Annotated in this window: 14 protein-coding genes; 11 read left to right on the top strand and 3 right to left on the bottom strand. The window is 49.1% G+C overall.

The window, feature by feature from the left end:
* Positions 1–218 precede the first annotated feature (218 nt).
* From ACKTSF_RS10180 to ACKTSF_RS10165, 4 genes are all read left to right on the top strand, one after another.
* Positions 219–665 carry a flavodoxin domain-containing protein gene (locus ACKTSF_RS10180; protein WP_407889108.1) on the top strand — a complete coding sequence of 149 codons (447 nt, stop codon included), beginning with the start codon at positions 219–221 and terminating at the stop codon, positions 663–665.
* A 28-nt stretch (positions 666–693) separates the two neighbouring features.
* The gene (locus ACKTSF_RS10175; RefSeq protein ID WP_407889106.1) at positions 694–1,212 is read left to right on the top strand and encodes a GNAT family N-acetyltransferase; all 519 of its coding nucleotides are present in this window, start codon (positions 694–696) and stop codon (positions 1,210–1,212) included.
* A gap of 302 nt (positions 1,213–1,514) precedes the next feature.
* Positions 1,515–2,885, top strand: coding sequence for an amino acid permease (locus ACKTSF_RS10170; RefSeq protein WP_407889104.1), 1,371 nt, complete (start codon positions 1,515–1,517; stop codon positions 2,883–2,885).
* A gap of 327 nt (positions 2,886–3,212) precedes the next feature.
* Positions 3,213–3,875, top strand: coding sequence for a hypothetical protein (locus ACKTSF_RS10165; protein WP_407889102.1), 663 nt, complete (start codon positions 3,213–3,215; stop codon positions 3,873–3,875).
* A 45-nt stretch (positions 3,876–3,920) separates the two neighbouring features.
* On the opposite strand, the gene ACKTSF_RS10160 is transcribed toward ACKTSF_RS10165, so the two are convergent.
* Positions 3,921–4,052, bottom strand: a complete 132-nt coding sequence (locus tag ACKTSF_RS10160) for a hypothetical protein (protein ID WP_407889100.1) — start codon at positions 4,050–4,052, stop codon at positions 3,921–3,923.
* A gap of 72 nt (positions 4,053–4,124) precedes the next feature.
* Between ACKTSF_RS10160 and ACKTSF_RS10155 the strand changes: the two genes are divergently transcribed.
* Genes ACKTSF_RS10155 through ACKTSF_RS10145 form a run of 3 tightly spaced genes read left to right on the top strand, consistent with a single transcriptional unit; the run spans position 4,125 to position 8,008 of the window.
* Positions 4,125–4,763: a WxL domain-containing protein gene (locus ACKTSF_RS10155; RefSeq protein ID WP_407889099.1), complete on the top strand. Its 639-nt coding sequence runs from the start codon at positions 4,125–4,127 to the stop codon at positions 4,761–4,763.
* A 59-nt stretch (positions 4,764–4,822) separates the two neighbouring features.
* Positions 4,823–5,857 carry a WxLIP family cell surface protein gene (locus ACKTSF_RS10150; RefSeq protein ID WP_407889097.1) on the top strand — a complete coding sequence of 345 codons (1,035 nt, stop codon included), beginning with the start codon at positions 4,823–4,825 and terminating at the stop codon, positions 5,855–5,857.
* 12 nt (positions 5,858–5,869) lie between these two features.
* Positions 5,870–8,008, top strand: coding sequence for a WxL domain-containing protein (locus ACKTSF_RS10145; protein ID WP_407889095.1), 2,139 nt, complete (start codon positions 5,870–5,872; stop codon positions 8,006–8,008).
* Between the two features lie 897 nt (positions 8,009–8,905).
* Here ACKTSF_RS10145 and ACKTSF_RS10140 read toward each other — a convergent pair.
* Positions 8,906–10,141, bottom strand: coding sequence for an ArgE/DapE family deacylase (locus ACKTSF_RS10140; RefSeq protein WP_407889093.1), 1,236 nt, complete (start codon positions 10,139–10,141; stop codon positions 8,906–8,908).
* A 373-nt stretch (positions 10,142–10,514) separates the two neighbouring features.
* Here ACKTSF_RS10140 and ACKTSF_RS10135 point away from each other — a divergent pair, with 373 nt between their 5' ends.
* On the top strand, positions 10,515–11,474 hold the full coding sequence (locus ACKTSF_RS10135; protein ID WP_407889092.1) for a zinc-binding dehydrogenase: 960 nt from the start codon (positions 10,515–10,517) through the stop codon (positions 11,472–11,474).
* On the opposite strand, the gene ACKTSF_RS10130 is transcribed toward ACKTSF_RS10135, so the two are convergent.
* On the bottom strand, positions 11,471–11,890 hold the full coding sequence (locus ACKTSF_RS10130; RefSeq protein ID WP_407889090.1) for an Lrp/AsnC family transcriptional regulator: 420 nt from the start codon (positions 11,888–11,890) through the stop codon (positions 11,471–11,473). The genes ACKTSF_RS10135 and ACKTSF_RS10130 overlap by 4 nt on opposite strands.
* Positions 11,891–12,169: 279 nt before the next feature.
* Between ACKTSF_RS10130 and ACKTSF_RS10125 the strand changes: the two genes are divergently transcribed.
* From ACKTSF_RS10125 to ACKTSF_RS10115, 3 genes are read left to right on the top strand one after another with little or no spacing between them, the layout of a single operon-like run.
* Entirely contained in the window at positions 12,170–13,102 is a 933-nt protein-coding gene (locus tag ACKTSF_RS10125; protein ID WP_407889088.1) for an ATP-binding cassette domain-containing protein, read from the top strand.
* 1 nt (position 13,103) lies between these two features.
* Positions 13,104–14,624 carry an ABC transporter permease/substrate-binding protein gene (locus ACKTSF_RS10120; protein ID WP_407889086.1) on the top strand — a complete coding sequence of 507 codons (1,521 nt, stop codon included), beginning with the start codon at positions 13,104–13,106 and terminating at the stop codon, positions 14,622–14,624.
* A 21-nt stretch (positions 14,625–14,645) separates the two neighbouring features.
* On the top strand, positions 14,646–15,596 hold the full coding sequence (locus tag ACKTSF_RS10115; protein ID WP_407889084.1) for a zinc-binding dehydrogenase: 951 nt from the start codon (positions 14,646–14,648) through the stop codon (positions 15,594–15,596).
* The last annotated feature ends 328 nt before the right edge of the window (positions 15,597–15,924 follow it).

Below are 15,924 nucleotides of genomic sequence, written 5' to 3'. Positions count from 1 at the left end.
TAAGCGAAGCCAAATTATAATTTTCTGAGAGTCGTTGCTTTTTGCTAGGGAATCGCGGAAAAAAGGTCTATAATACTCAGCAGTCTATAGCGAGCTTCCTCATTGGGTTCGCGACATTATTTGGCCGTTGATCCATCGGTTGGCGTGAGTTACCCGCTAACCTGGTCACCAGACGTGCCATCATTCAATGCTTACGATTAAGGAGAATCTACACAACTATGACCCCAAATATTCAAATTATTTTTGCCAGTATGTCTGGTCGTAATCGCGCACTCGCTGGCCATGTACAAGCACAGCTTGCGTCCAGAGCCCAAACGGTGATTACGGAAATCTCGCAAGCTGATGCTTTTGATTTGTCGCAGGCGGATGCAGTTATCGTGATCAGTTATACCTATCACGATGGTGAGCTTCCAGATGAGGCCCAAGACTTCTTCGAGGATCTAAAGGAAGTTGATCTGAATCGGACAAAGTTTGCCGTTCTCGGGTCTAGCTCCAAAAAGCATCTGCATTTTGGCCGGGCCGTGGATTATTTAACGATTCAGTTGAATTCCAGCAATGGTGAACAGGTGGCGGATTCCGTCAAGATCGACCAAGATCCAGACGATGGCGATTTGGCCCGTGTGGATCAACTCGCCCAACGCGTATTAAAGAGTTTTGAAGATTAAGAGGAAAATTTAACGAGGTGAAACCAGGATGTATTTACGTAAAGCAAAAGCAGAAGAAATCGACTTAGTTTGTGACATTATTGAAGACGGCAAGCAGCAACTCGCTGATGCCGGGATCGATCAATGGCAGAATAACTATCCGAACCGTGCCGTTATCGAGGGCGACATTGAAGATGGCCGGGCCGTTATCTATAACAGTGATGACCACGAAACGTTAGGGGTCGCTGCCGTGATTGAAGCGCCGGACCACGCCTATGATACGATGAAAGGTGACTGGCTCTCCGATACCAAGAAATACGTGACGGTTCACCGGGTCGCTATCTTCTCCCATCATCAAGGTAAGGGCTACGCGTCCCAACTGTTCCGGGATTTGTTCGACTACATCGATGAACATCATCCAGAAGCACGGAGTATTCGAATCGATACCCATCGAGACAACTTGAAGATGCAACACTTGATCGAAAAGTTTGGCTTTAAAAAGGTTGGCCAAATCGATGGGGTCTACCATCCCGATGATGTCTGCTTCGTTTACGAAAAGCTCATCTAGGTTGTACTGACGAACAGTCGGTAGTCACCAAACGAACTGCGTTTAACGAAACGTTTATACGAAAAAAATAATTTTAAGGGAAACCGTTACCGGTCTAGTGCCGGCGGTGGCTTCTTTTTTTATACAGTGAGTTTGAATAAACGCCGCCGTTGCGGCATAATTGGGATTAGCATTCATGAATATTCACCCGGTTGTTTAAAAAGCAGTTGCTTAATTGCTCAGAACCAGGTAGCATATTCTCATATAGTTTTAATCTTTAATTTGAAATAATCCTGACATAGGGATAGAAAGAAGGAATTAGATTGCAAAGAAGACTAAGTGCACGCCAAATGCAGATGATTGCGTTGGGCGGGACGATCGGCGTTGGATTATTTATGGGGTCTGGTTCCACAATCAAGTGGACGGGGCCGTCCGTCCTCATCGCTTATATTATCTCTGGTGTTTTCCTATACTTAATTATGCGGGCCTTGGGGGAAATGCTCTACGTTCACCCCACAACCGGATCCTTCTCAACCTTTGCTTCCGAATACATGCACCCAGTCTTTGGGTATCTCACGGCTTGGAGTAATATTTTCCAATTCATCGTTGTGGGAATGAGTGAAATGATTGCGTTGGGTGGCTACTTCCGTTTCTGGTGGCCGAACTTACCGGACTGGATTCCGGGTCTGGTGGCGATTACTTTCCTCTGTATCGCTAACTTGATTTCGGTCAAAATGTTTGGGGAGCTGGAATTCTGGTTCGCTCTGATCAAAGTCGTCACAATTGTGCTGATGATTATTGCCGGCCTTGGGGTCATTCTGTTCGGCTTTGGAAATGGTGGTCACGCGGTCGGTATCAGCAATCTCTGGACGCACGGTGGTTTCTTCACCGGCGGTGCCAAAGGATTTATCTTCGCGTTGGCCATTGTGTTGGCGTCGTATCAGGGGATTGAGTTGATTGGGGTTACGGCTGGTGAAGCCGAGAATCCCCAACACACGCTGGTGACGGCGATTCGGTCGACCGTTGCCCGAATCCTAATTTTTTATGTGGGCGCCATCTTCGTGATCGTCAGCATTTACCCATGGGACCAGTTGAATCAGATTGGATCACCCTTCGTGCAGACGTTTGCTAAGATTGGCATTACTGCCGCGGCTTCCATTATTAACTTTGTGGTCATTACCGCTGCTCTGTCCGGTTCGAACTCCGGGATCTACAGCGCCAGCCGGATGGCATTTACCCTAGCCGAAAAGAAACAATTACCACGGAAAGTGACGCTACTGAACCGTCATGGGGTACCCGTGTACGCTGTGATCGCAATCTCTATTGGGATCGGTATTGGGATCGTCTTGAACGTGGTCTTACCCATGTTCTTTAAGGATGCCACGCAGATCTTTGTCATGGTCTACAGTTCAAGTGTCCTGCCCGGCATGGTACCATGGTTTGTCATTCTGATTAGTGAAGTCGAGTTTCGCAAGCAGAATCCCAAAGAAATGGCAACGCATCCGTTTAAGATGCCATTTGCCCCTTGGTCAAACTACATTACGCTGGTCTTCTTGGCCATTACGCTGATCTTCATGTTCCTGAATCCTGAGACGCGGGTATCGATCTTAGTTGGGGTGGTCTTCTTGGCTATCATGACCATTATCTACTTTAAGAAGTACCAACCCCGTGAGAACGCAGAAAAGACGCTGTAACTGGGCACTAGCTGAAGCGTGTCGTCGATACCGGCGTTATGCTCTTTCAGTTGGGTATCTCGTCAATGGTGGTTGGATGTGTGTAAAATCAAAGCTAGTCAGCTACTTACTGCACAATCTGTGTTGTATAAGCTGGCTATTTTTTGTTAAAAATGACTATAATACGTCTAGCATGTTTTAATAGAAATTGGGTCTTAATGGCGCTTTACACAAAATAAACCGTCAATTCTCATTGGATGTACATCCAAATCTGCACCGTATTTGGGTGTGGGATTAGCTAAATTCAAGTCAATTTACAGTCAAAAATCGAAAGAAAAGAGGCAAAACATGAGTCGTCCAGGTAATTATGGCAAGTCGAGTCGTCTCAAACAACTGCGGCAGATTCGGCGGCGTAAACAGCAACAAACCAGCCGAACCATTGGCTGGGACCAGGTCGAAGACTTCTTGCTCGGTCGGTATCACTTGGTGCAGGGGAGTAAACTGCCCCCCCTCGTCGATGCTACTGTCCAGCGTTTCTTTAGTGAGTGGCTTCAAACGGCGCTAGCACAGGGTGAAGACCAGGTCCAGTGGGCGGTTAAAACCTTGACGGAGAGGACCCTTCAGCGTATAGGGAATCAGGTGCCTTGGCAGTTCTACGGGCTGCTATCTGGACAAGCGATGCACTGGCAACGGCTGCTCCTACGTGAGGGGCCAGTTGTACCGTTAACAATACCACGGCAGGTGATGTCCCCACTCAGTGAAACGGCGTGGAATCAGCTGATTGCCGAACAACTGGCGGTGAACTTATTAACGGTTAGTGCGGTTCCTGTGACCGTTAAACAACGTGATCAGTTAGCAGCTAGCTTTCTAATTGACGGTCGGTTACAATGGGCCGCCATAGCAGCGCTATTTACCCCCCTAGGTTTTCAGGTCACCGCAGGAACGGATCAGGCAACCACCCAGTGGCTGAATGATTTAAGGGGCTTAACGGTGGGCGATTTCCATCACTAAGTGACTAGGTACGAAAGGTCAGCTAAAAGCTGGCCTTTTTATTTACTACCAGGTATCATCATCTAGTGAATCAAGCATGTAGAAGACAAGTAAGACACGGCTTCGGACAGACGGCTGGTGAACAAGGTGGCCAGCATGGAATAACTTCGTCTGTAACGTCACGGGTGGCTTAGCCATTACCGGGGCCATCCATGTTTGCTAAAACGGGTAATCAGGAGGTATATTTAGCAAATATGAGGAGTGAGTAGTATGACTCGAAAGTTAATGAAGGCTGCACTATTAAGTGGTGCTGCAGCCTTAGCATTGGGTATTGGAGCAGGCCCAGCCTTTGCGGCAACGACCGGTACGTCCAGTGCTAGTGCCAGCGATAGCAGTGTGGGACCAACCTCACAGACGACCCAGACCACGGCCGAATTCGATACGAATCCTAACGCAGCTATTGCGCTGGATTCGGCACCTAATATCGGTTTTGGTGCTAACGCCACCCCAAACGGTAAGATTGATATGACGTATTCCGCAACAACGGCAGACAATCCAGTTGAAGTTTCCAACCCTGGGTTACCAAGTGGTTGGAACGTTCAAGTGAAGAACTCGCCGTTTACGGATACTGCTGGGGACACCTTGAAGGGCGCTGTCCTTTCGTTGGGTGAACCTGACGTTGCGGCTGCCAACACTGGCAACCCTTCCACTGCACCAACCGCGGCAGCATTTAAGCTGGATGGTACCGGCACAAATGCGGTCGTTTACAGTGCAGCTGCTAAGGGCGGCTTAGGTATTTGGGATGCCAACTACGGTTTGGCTGAGGTTACGTTAGCGGTTCCAGCAGGGCAACTTGGTGGGACTTACAGCTCAACCATGACGTGGCAGCTGAACGATACGCCACAATGAAGTGACCGTTGATTTGTGCCGTTTAGGGAGCGTTATTGTGTGATGAGGGGGCGTCAGTGATGAGACGTGGATGGAAGATTTTGTTGGCAATCAGTCTTGCGCTAGTCGCGATGATTTGGAGTTTACCCACGGCGCGAGCCGCTAAAACGGCAGAAAACAACGTGGGGTACTCGGTACGTCCGGTATTACCTGCAAATCAGATCACAAAGCAGGTATCGTATTTTGATTTACGGGTGAAGCCGGGTCAAACGCAACGCCTGCAGGTTGTGGTCGCGAATACCAGTAACCGGAGCCAGAAATTTCAAATTAGCGTGAATCAGGCAGTCACTAATAATAACGGGGTCATCGATTATAGTCAGCGCAATCCGAAACGGGATTCGTCCCTGAAGGTGGGCATTGCTGATATCTTTGCCAAAGGTACCGCGCAAACGGTCACAATTCCGGCAAATGGACAGAAGCAAATTAGTTTAAGCTATACGATGCCCGCGAAGAAGATTCGTGGCATTATTTTGGGTGGTATTTATGTCGCCCAATTGAATCCTGAGAACGCGAAGTCTGATGGTCAGATTATGGTCAAGAACGCCTTTGCGTATGCCATCGGTTTGTCCCTGCAGGAGGGGACAACCGTAAAGCCTGATCTTCGATTAGACCGCGTGGCAACTGCGCAGATCAACGCCCGGAATTACGTGACAGCTAACCTCCAGAATTTTCAACCCGGAATTCTGCAGAAGTTAACCGTTAACGCCCGGGTGACTAAGGCGGGCAGTAACCAGACCCTGTTGTCTCAGAAGCAAGGACAGATGGGGATGGCACCTAACAGCAACTTTAATTTTGGCATTCCTTGGGGCAACGAGTCATTAGTTGCCGGTAATTATACGTTGTATTTGACGGCAAAATCCGGAGATCAGCAGTGGCAGTTCGTCCGCAACTTCGCGATCAACGGTCCAACCATCAAGCGACTGAACCGGCATGCTTTGACGCCGACCCAACCAAATTACTTGTTGTACCTGTTACTTTTGCTCTTGATCGTCATCCTGTTGGCCGTTATCGGCTATCTCATTTATCGCAACCGACACACACCCGACACGAAGTAAGGAGGAATGACGTTGCACAAACGGTGGTTGAGCGCCGGCTTGATTCTACTAGCAGTGGCCCTAAGCAGTGGACTAACGGCTCATGCCGATAGTGACTACTCGCACGCGCTGGCAACGGCGCCGCAAGGAATTCTATTAAACAAGACAGATGCTATTATGACCTTAGGGACAGCTAATATGAGCTCTGCTGCTGTCGTTGATACAACGAATCCGGCCGCTCCGAATACGCAAGCAGCGCGTCTGACTAGCGGTCCAAATCAATTTGGCGCTATCTGGTCGACGGATGATAACTACTTTAATCTAAAAGAGGACGAAACAGTTTCAATGTGGATGTACTTTGGTGATAACGGAACGAAAGCGGCCGATGGCATGGCTTTCGTCTTGCAAAACGATCCGAATGGTATTGCAGCGAGTCCCAAATTTGGCCGTTTTGGCATTATTGGGGAAACGATGGGTACCTGGGGCGTCGATAAGAATCCTGTCCAAAGTTCCAGTGCGGGAATCGCAGAAACAGCAATTCAGAATAGCTGGGCGGTGGAATTTGATACGGCCTTTAACAACCAAACCGGTGGGCACGCTGCCGGTCAAGCCAATTCATTTGATATCGGCTACCCGACTGATCATATTGCGTCATCGTATCCAGGTCTAGCCACGACGTATCATCAGTACGTGGATCCTGGTTCATGGGGCTTCTCGAAAACCAATTACTACTATTCTCTCCAACACAATGGATTGATCACCAATTCTAAGAATCCTGGGTTCTTGGCAAATGGACAATGGCATCACGTCACCATTCATTGGAATGATCTGGCGGAGACCATGACCTACACGTTTAATGACAAGAATCCGCAAACTGGGGAGCAACAGCCGGGGGTCAGTCGGACAGTTCGGCTGGACCAACGGGTTGTTGATCCTACTGGCACGAATAAGGTCCGCTGGGGCGTTACGGGTACCACGGGAACCAAGTGGAGCAATAATCTCGTCGTCTTTGAAGATACGCCAGGGAATGTCAAGGCCAACACAAGTACCACGTTGACCGACCTGACACGTGAACGAGAGATCCAGGATCACGGGACAACGGTCGCTAACGACCGGGTGCGTCTGGATTACCATTTGGATTATCGTGATGGACGGCAGCCTTGGTCGAGCATTATTGCCAAGTTGAAGCTTCCTGAGTCCATTGATTTTGAAGAGGCCAAGATCACCTACAGTGGTGACCGACGTCCCGAAATTTTGGATGTCAGCCAAATCAAGGACAACCAACTACTGACCGAGTTGGGTTATGCGATGGATAGCGCATACCCCTCCGCAACCATCAGCCTAACCGGGCGTGTGGCAGCGGTGTCCAAGACAACGAAGGTGACCCGCGCATCAAGTACTTTCTCGTCTAACGCCTTGATTAGAACGGTTGAGACGCCGGCGTTCACGATTAATCCGAACGTCGACTTGGATCTGGCCGTTACCAGTGGGCAGACGGTAAATGTGACAGCACAAGAAGGAACCACTGTGACTGGGAGAGTCGACATGGCGACCAGTGCAGCAACGAAGCCGATTGCCAAACTCGTGGGGACACTGAACAAGGATAAGATTCCAGACGTTGCACTTAATGCCGACGGGACGTTTACGTTACCGGTGACGAATGATCAGCTTCGTCGAGGAACGAATATCTTGAAGCTCAGGGCCGTCACGGCGGATGGTGACAAGTCCAATCAGGTTACCGTGACAATCACGGTAACTGGTGAATTGAAGTTTGGTTATATTTCGTCAAATGAAAGTTTTAAGAGCAGTACGTTGACTGATAAGAATCAGTTGGTGCACCGCGATGGTGATTGGCAATTGGTGGTTCAGGATACACGTGGAACTGGTGCGCAGTGGACGCTAATGGCGCAGACAACGCCGTTCGTTAGCGAGACAGGCACCAAGCTAAGCGGTGGTCCTGTGTATGTCAGTAAACGAGGGGTCACGCCGATTGGCGCGAGCCCAACACCGGTACTGACACATACCATGAATGATACCGACTTAGACGGCAACTTCAACGTTGCAGCGCATTGGGAACAGAAGTCAGGGGTGTTACTTGCAGTAGATGCAGGAACGACCCCCGGAAATTATTCTGGAGACATCACTTGGACGTTGGAGGACGCACCACAGTAAGAGTGTGAGGGCGGCCCAACGGAGCACGTTTCGGAAGTTGCCAGGATTGGGATATCTGATTCGGGTCGTGATTTACAAAACGCTTACAACGGTGTATTCAAAACCAAGCCCGCTCATCAGGGATGTTAATCTAACCGAAGCTAGATAGCGTTCAGTTGTTAGGTGGGTAGGTCAAGCTGTCAATCAATTTGGGAGATTTTAAACGAATCACCCTACCACAGAAGCTGATATGCAGGCGATTTAATCGCTAACAGATTAATCAAGTTTCATCAAAGCCACGAAATGGCGCCTAGGCATAAAGCCTAGGCGCCATTTTGTCTGTCATCAGCGCATGCGTTGCTACGACAGCTCTATCAGTTAAAGGTCCAGCTAATAGAGATTTAATCCACAAAATTAGTTATAAATTACCACCTACGGCTGCCAGAGATTCCGGTTGCTGTGGGGACCGCCTGCGGCCTGAGAAGCGGTCCTCCGGCTCGGTTTGAAGCCTGACACAAATCATCAGTCTCCAAACACGTCCCACGCTGTAAGCTGGTTCCCAGCTAACACCGTCGACACAGCGACCTCCATCTCTGGCCGCCTTCGGTTATTGATTTGTTCTTTAACCTGACATTGCCGTGACAATTGCATAATTGGTAACGTTGTCAACATTTCATCCTTAAATCTTTTTTTGACTAGTTCTAATAGCCTGAAAACTTTGTCATACCGGCATTCTAGACCAGTAGATGACGCATAAGCTTTGTAAGCGATAAAAAAATATGAGACTCATTTGGCCAAAATTACATTAGTAGTAAGTAGGGGGAGCTGGTATGTTCAGGATAACAAAAAGACTGTATCAGCTCGGGATGTTTTAACCCGAGTCGACACAGTCTTGCAGGAACATAATTGTTGTCGCTGTTAGTTCAATAATTTAGTGACCATTTGCTCGTAAATGGTAATGAAGCGGTGGTACATATCCAAGTCGACGTATTCATTAACTTGGTGGGCCGTGATGTTACCGGGGCCAAAGATCACGACGTCAATATCGGGGTTGCTTGCCAGGAAGGACGAGGCGTCAGTGCCCCCGGGGACACCGATCAGCGGTAATTTCTGATCCAGATTACTTTCCCCGACCTCACGGGCGACCGTGACCAATTTGGCGTCTTCCATGGTATGCATGGGCCGTAAGTCACTCAGAATATCTAGTGTCATGTCGGCACCGGCTGCGTTTAGGTCGGCGATGATTTCTTTGATGGCGACCGTCATGTCGGCGTTAGGTAATTCTGGAATTGTCCGAATCTTAACGGAGAGATCGGCACTAGCGGGAACTGTGTTGATCTGTTCCCCACCATGTACCATCGTGACGACGGGAGTTACGGGTCCCAGGACGGGGTTGCGGTAATTTTTGATGGAGGCGAAGTATGCCTCTTCCTTTTGGTAGAAGGCCATCAAAGGTGTGATGGCGTTTTTACCAATCTCAGGCATGGAACTGTGCGCAGCGACCCCGTTAGAATGTACCGTGTAGGTCAATGAGCCTTTGTGTGCCAATTCGATAAAGTGTTGTTCGCCAGTTTGATTGGCGTCGGACAACTTCTGAGCAGAAGCTTGGTCGGCCTGTAACATGTACTGAATCTGCTTTTGCATCAGTAACTGCTTGGCGACCCCACTAGGTTCACCGACGATCAGCGTGTCGAGGTCCTTGGCGTAGCCAGCTTCGGCGAGTTGTTTGGCGCCGTATTGGCCGTATTCTTCGCCAACCGTTGCCATCAGACGTAGGGTTCCATGTAATGGAATATGTTGGTCTTGCAAATGAATCATCGCCCAGACACCAGCCATTAAGCCGGACTTCATGTCAGAAGTCCCTCGGCCGATCATCAGGTTATCTTTGATCGTGGCAGAGAGGGCATCGACCCGCCACTTTGACGCATCGCCCAGGGCAACCACGTCGGCGTGTCCATCGAATCCTACGACGGGACCGTTACCGTCACCAATTTCGGCAACGAGACTGGTCCGTCCGGGAGCATAGTCAACTAATTTACTTTCAATATTATGCTTTGCCAGGAGTGCAGCAATGTAGTCTGCTACTTGCTTTTCTGCACCATTAACGGTATTCATCTTGACGATATCGCTCAGCGCTTGAACAACTTCATCCATGTTCTTCCACCTCATTTTAAATATGGCCACCCGTTCTTGACGAATCAGGGTGATAACTAACTTGATTACAGCACTTTTTGTGGGGGTGGTCAAGAAACTGGTAACCATCTCGGTAAAATTAATGTTAAGAGTATGGGGCAAAATGTGGTCACCTGATTTTTACTGACGCAACTAAAGGCTGAAAGCCAAAATGCTCACCTTGCTCTTGCGGCCATAGGAATTGTCACCGCTAAATTAGTGGCGATGGCCGCACTTGGCTGTCAGAGATTCCGGTATCTGGTAGAGCGTTAGCAGGAAAATCTCAAAAACGTTTGCTTGACTGTAACAGTATGAGATACCTTATACTGAAAGTGTAGACAAATTCTAAATTAGAATGGAGTTAATCATTATGCGAGCAGTTGTCATTAACGAACCAGGGGATAGCAGTGTTATGAACATTGTTGAACGGCCCATACCCAAGGCCACGCAGAGACAGTCGGTCATACGAATTCACGCGTTTGGTGTGCACCGGTATGAAGTGCTGACGCGTGCCGGTGGGTCGCCTGATGTGAAGTTTCCCCGGGTGATTGGAGTTGAAGCCGTAGGTGAAATCTACGAAGCGGCTATGAATGGCAAATTTAAGGTCGGTCAAAAAGTCATCACCATGATGGGTGGTCTAGGTCGAGAAGTTGATGGGAGTTATCAGGAATACGCGTTGATCGATGACACTAATCTGTTCCCGGTTAACTACGGGGGTGACTGGGTAACGTTGGCCCAATATCCCGAAAACTTCTACACGGCTCTGGGGGCCATCAAGTCACTGTCCCTCAAGGAAGGGCAGACATTACTGGTGCGTGGGGGAACGAGTGCGGTTGGGCTGTCGGCCATCAAGTTAGCCAAGGTGATGGGCCTGACCGTGACGGCCACAAGTAGACGTGAAGAAAGATTGTCAGAGTTGGTCAAGAACGGGGCTGACACTGCTGTCCTTGATCGCGACAATACATTGGTAACGGAAGAAACGTATGATGGCATCATTGACATGGTGGGGACGGTCACAATGGCTGATTCAATCTCGCACCTAAGCAAGGGTGGCGTTGTCACCTTGATTGGCTTGTTGGCCGGCGAATGGGTCGCTAAGGCATTCAGTCCATTCACACTGGCGGATAAGTACCTGACGTTCTTTGATTCAACCAACGTCCAACACGGGTTAGTGGATGAGATGTTCCGTCTGATCACCAAGTATCAGTTAGAGATTCCAATTGCTAAGGTCTTCAAGCTCGCTGATATCCGCGAAGCACACGACTATGTGATGGCACATCGGACAATGGGCCAAGTTATTATAGACAACGACTAGATCAGCTGGTCGATGACATCGATCACCTTGTAGGTGGCGACTTCCCCCAGTTCTAAAAGAAAGTTATTGAGTTCCGCGCGTGAATGAAAGGCCCCTTCGATGAGGTAAGGCATGTCGCCGGTTACACGGTAGTGGTGGCGAATGGCATTACGATAGTGCTTGATCAAGGTATTATATTCGTTTTGTTGCTTGGCATCCTTCATGGCTGCACGGATGAAGATTTGACGGTCGTAGCCCAGCTTTTCGGTATCAACCTCAATTGTATAGCGCTTGATGATACCGATATACTCTAAGTGGTTGATACGCGCGGTCACGGCCGGAGCCGTCAAATGGACACGTTGGGCAAGGTGATTTATCTTGATACGACAATTTTTGGCCAGTTCTTTTAGGATTTGAGCATCAGTTTGATCGAACAAATGACAACACCTTACTTTTTTAATATTTTAGGGCGAAATACTTTATTTTTAATATTAACAGTTACGTCAAGGAACTGTATAGTAGACATTATTGTCGTGCAAAATTTATAAGGCGTTTTCCTAGGCAATTTCAAGAACATTAGTATAATTAAGCAATACAGGGCTCGCTTGGTGCTAGTCAGAACATCGCTTGAATGGGTGATGGATAGGGCTGGTACGGGTGAGTTTTTGATTTGGCGGGAATACCACTCAACTGAAACAAAAGGCATGGAGGTCAGCATGATAGAATTTAAAAATGTGAGCAAGCAGTACGAGAATAATCTGGCACTGGATAATCTGAATTTAACGATTCCCAGCCGAGACTTCTTCGTACTGGTGGGGCCAAGTGGGAGCGGTAAGACGACCACCCTTAAGATGCTGAACCGGCTGATCGAGCCGACCGATGGCAACATATACTTTGATGATAAACGGATTATTGATTACGACTTGAAACAATTGCGGCTACAGATGGGCTATGTGCTGCAAAACATTGCCCTTTTTCCCAATCTAAACATTCAGGAAAACATTGCCATTCAGGCGGAATCCTTGGGATGGTCACGGAAGGATCGCATTGCACGGGCGCGACACCTCCTGTCTCAGGTTGATCTTGATCCTGACCAGTACGCGACTCGGATGCCCAGCGAATTATCTGGTGGAGAACAGCAGCGGGTCGGTATTATTCGCGCATTGGCTATCAAACCCAAGGTGGTGCTGATGGATGAGCCGTTTAGCGCGTTGGATCCAATCTCACGTAAACAGTTACAGGATCTAGTATTGCGGTTGCACCGTGAACTCAAAATGACCTTTATTTTCGTGACTCATGATATGCACGAAGCCTTGCGCCTCGGGCAACACATCGCGGTGATGCGGTTAGGACACATCCAGCAGGTTGGGACGAGTGCGGAGATTATTCAGCACCCGGCCAACGATTTCGTACGCGGCTTTTTCCAAAATGAGTACGCGCTGCAACCCGACACGATTCAAACGCTACTGAACGCCGGTTATGGCGAATCAACAACAGCCACAGCCACGTTAGCAACAGACGCGTCGATTGGCGAACTGGCAGCAGTATTGAAGCAGGGGACGCCAGCAGTCGTGACGACTGTTCAAGGTCCTCGAGTACTCAGTACACCTGATTTGTTGGCCTATTTAGCAGCGAAGGAGGCGGACTAAGTTGCAAGCAATTCTTCACATTTTTAAAACGCAGGGCGACGACATCGTCCGCGCTATTGGGCAACACATTGGCCTATCTTTGATTTCTCTACTGATTGCGGCGGTGATTGCTATTCCACTAGCCATCCTACTGATGAATCACAAGCGTTCAGCTAATGTGATGTTACAGATTACGAGTGTCCTCCAAACGATCCCGAGTCTGGCACTGCTGGGAATTCTGATTCCCATCGTGGGGATTGGCACCGTGCCGTCGATTATTGCGCTGGTGATCTACGCAGTGATGCCGATCTTTCAAAATACCTATGCCGGGTTGACGACGATTGATCCGAATCTGGAGGAAGCCGCGACGGCATTCGGGTTGTCACGACGGATGAAATTATTCCGGATTGAGCTACCGTTGGCTATGCCAATGATTATTTCCGGGATTCGGATTGCCATGGTCATGATCATTGGGACCGCCACACTGGCTGCCCTGATTGGTGCCGGTGGACTGGGGACGTATATCCTGTTGGGGATCGAAACCAACAACAATGCCCTTCTGATCATCGGGGCCGTCTTATCGGCCATTCTTGCACTGGTCTTTGGTGCCGGGATCGACTGGCTGGGGAAGTTGTCGTTTAAGAAGGCTGGTCTCGTCCTACTGACCCTGATTGTCTTGATTGGGGGCTTTGCAGGTTATCGCAAGATTGACAGTCCAGCGACCGACATTACCATTGCTGGGAAGATGGGGAGTGAGCCGGAGATCCTGATTAACATGTATAAGGACCTGATTGAACACGATCACCCGAATATGAAGGTCACGACTAAGGCTAACTTTGGGGGGACTTCCTTCCTGTTTAAAGCGTTGCGGTCAGGATCTGTTGATATTTATCCTGAGTTCACGGGGACGGTGCTGGAGTCGTTGGTTACCGGCCAAAAGTCGGCCAGCCATAATCCAAAGACAACCTACAAGGTCGCTAAGAATGCCCTGAAGTCGCAGTATCAGATGGCTTATTTGAAGCCCATGCAGTATCAAAATGGCTACGACTTGGCGGTTACGAAGCAGTTTGCTAAGAAATACAATCTGAAGACGATTTCCGATTTAATTGCGGTCGAGGGTCAGATCCACGCGGGGTTTGATCCGGATTTTCACCAACTCAAGGATGGTTATCCGGGGCTGAGCAAGACTTACGGTTTGAAGTTTGCGAGTGCTAAGACCATGGAGCCATCGATTCGTTACAAGGCGATTGCGAATGGCAAGGTCAACCTGGTCGATGGGTACACGACTGACCCCGAAATTCAGGAGTACCATTTGGTCGTGTTGAAGGATAATAAACAGTTCTTCCCACCGTATCAGGGGGCGCCACTCATGACGGAGAAGTTGTTGACGGCACATCCAGAACTTCGGACGACATTGAATAAGCTGGCTGGGAAGGTGTCGACGACTGATATGCAGAAGATGAATTACAAAGTAACTGTGAAACATGAAAAAGCCGCAACCGTTGCTCGGGAATATTTAAAGAGTCATGGGTTTCTGGATTAACCAGGAAGGGAAGTTAGCAGGATGCAGGCAGTTATCGTGCGTCATCCAGGGGGACCGGCAGTCTTGGAAAAGGTTACGGTTCCTACGCCGCAAGTCAAACCGGGATGGTCGTTGATTCAAGTCAGAGGCCGGGGGATTAATCATTCCGAGATATTTACGCGTGAGGGGAAGTCGCCCAGCGTTGCGTTTCCACGAATCCTGGGGATTGAAGCAGTTGGGACGGTGGCTGAATCGACTGCGCTGACACGGTTACCCGTGGGTCAGACGGTCATCACCTTTATGGGCGAGATGGGGCGAGCCTATGATGGCAGCTATGCAGAGTATGTGCTGGTGCCTAACGCACAGATCTTTCCGGTAACCACACCGTTGTCGTGGCCTGCACTGGCTGCGGTGCCCGAAACCTACTACACGGCCTATGGGGCGCTGCTAGGTTTGCGGTTGACAGGTGGTGATCAGGTCTTGGTCCGTGGAGGAACTAGTGGGGTTGGCGTTGCTGCTGCAAAATTGGCACATGCCATGGCAGACGTGACCGTCACTGCGACAACGCGCCAACTCGCAAAGACGGACCAATTACTGGCGGCAGGGTTTGATGCGGTCATTGCAGAACAGGACGGTCGGCTCGCCACTGCGGAAAAGTTTGACCGTGTGTTGGATTTGATTGGGCCAGCAACGGTTGCTGACTCGTTGGCTCATCTGAATGCTGGTGGAATTGTGAGTTCAACCGGTCAACTGGGCGGGCAATGGACGCTGACGGACTTTGATCCGATTATGAGAATCCCCAACGATTGTTATCTGACCTCGTTCTATTCGGGGGATGTGCAGATAACGCGACTTCAAGACCTTTTGCAGTTAATTACAAGCCACAACATTGATGTTACGCCCGTTAAAACCTTTCCACTGAGCGATATGCGGGCAGCCCACGAGTATCTGGCAAGTCACCATAGTTTTGGAAAAGTCGTGGTTCTTTCCTAAAAAGGGGCTTGACAGTGACCGGTGAGAGGACTAAACTATCATTAATTTCTAATCGATTTGTCATAAAAGCTAGGAGAAGAGTAGTGGTGACGTCGTTGTTCAGTGAGCCCAGTAAGTGAGAACGGGCCAACGACTAGCTGTGAAGATGAGCTCCTGATAGCTATCAAGTGGTTCACGCTACTTGATCGGTAGGAACCGTTAACTTTCCGGGTATCAATAGGTACCGTTGAGGCAAGGCTTGTGAAAGTCTTGTAAACTAGGGTGGTAAAACGACGCATTCGTCCCTTGAACTAAGCAATTAGTTTGGGGACGCATGCGTTTTTTTATG

This window comes from Levilactobacillus muriae, from assembly GCF_045862015.1.
In the GTDB taxonomy this organism is placed as follows: Bacteria; Bacillota; Bacilli; order Lactobacillales; family Lactobacillaceae; genus Levilactobacillus; species Levilactobacillus muriae.
The sequence above is the reverse complement of the archived record's forward strand: the minus strand, read 5'-3'. Positions and strand labels throughout refer to the sequence as shown.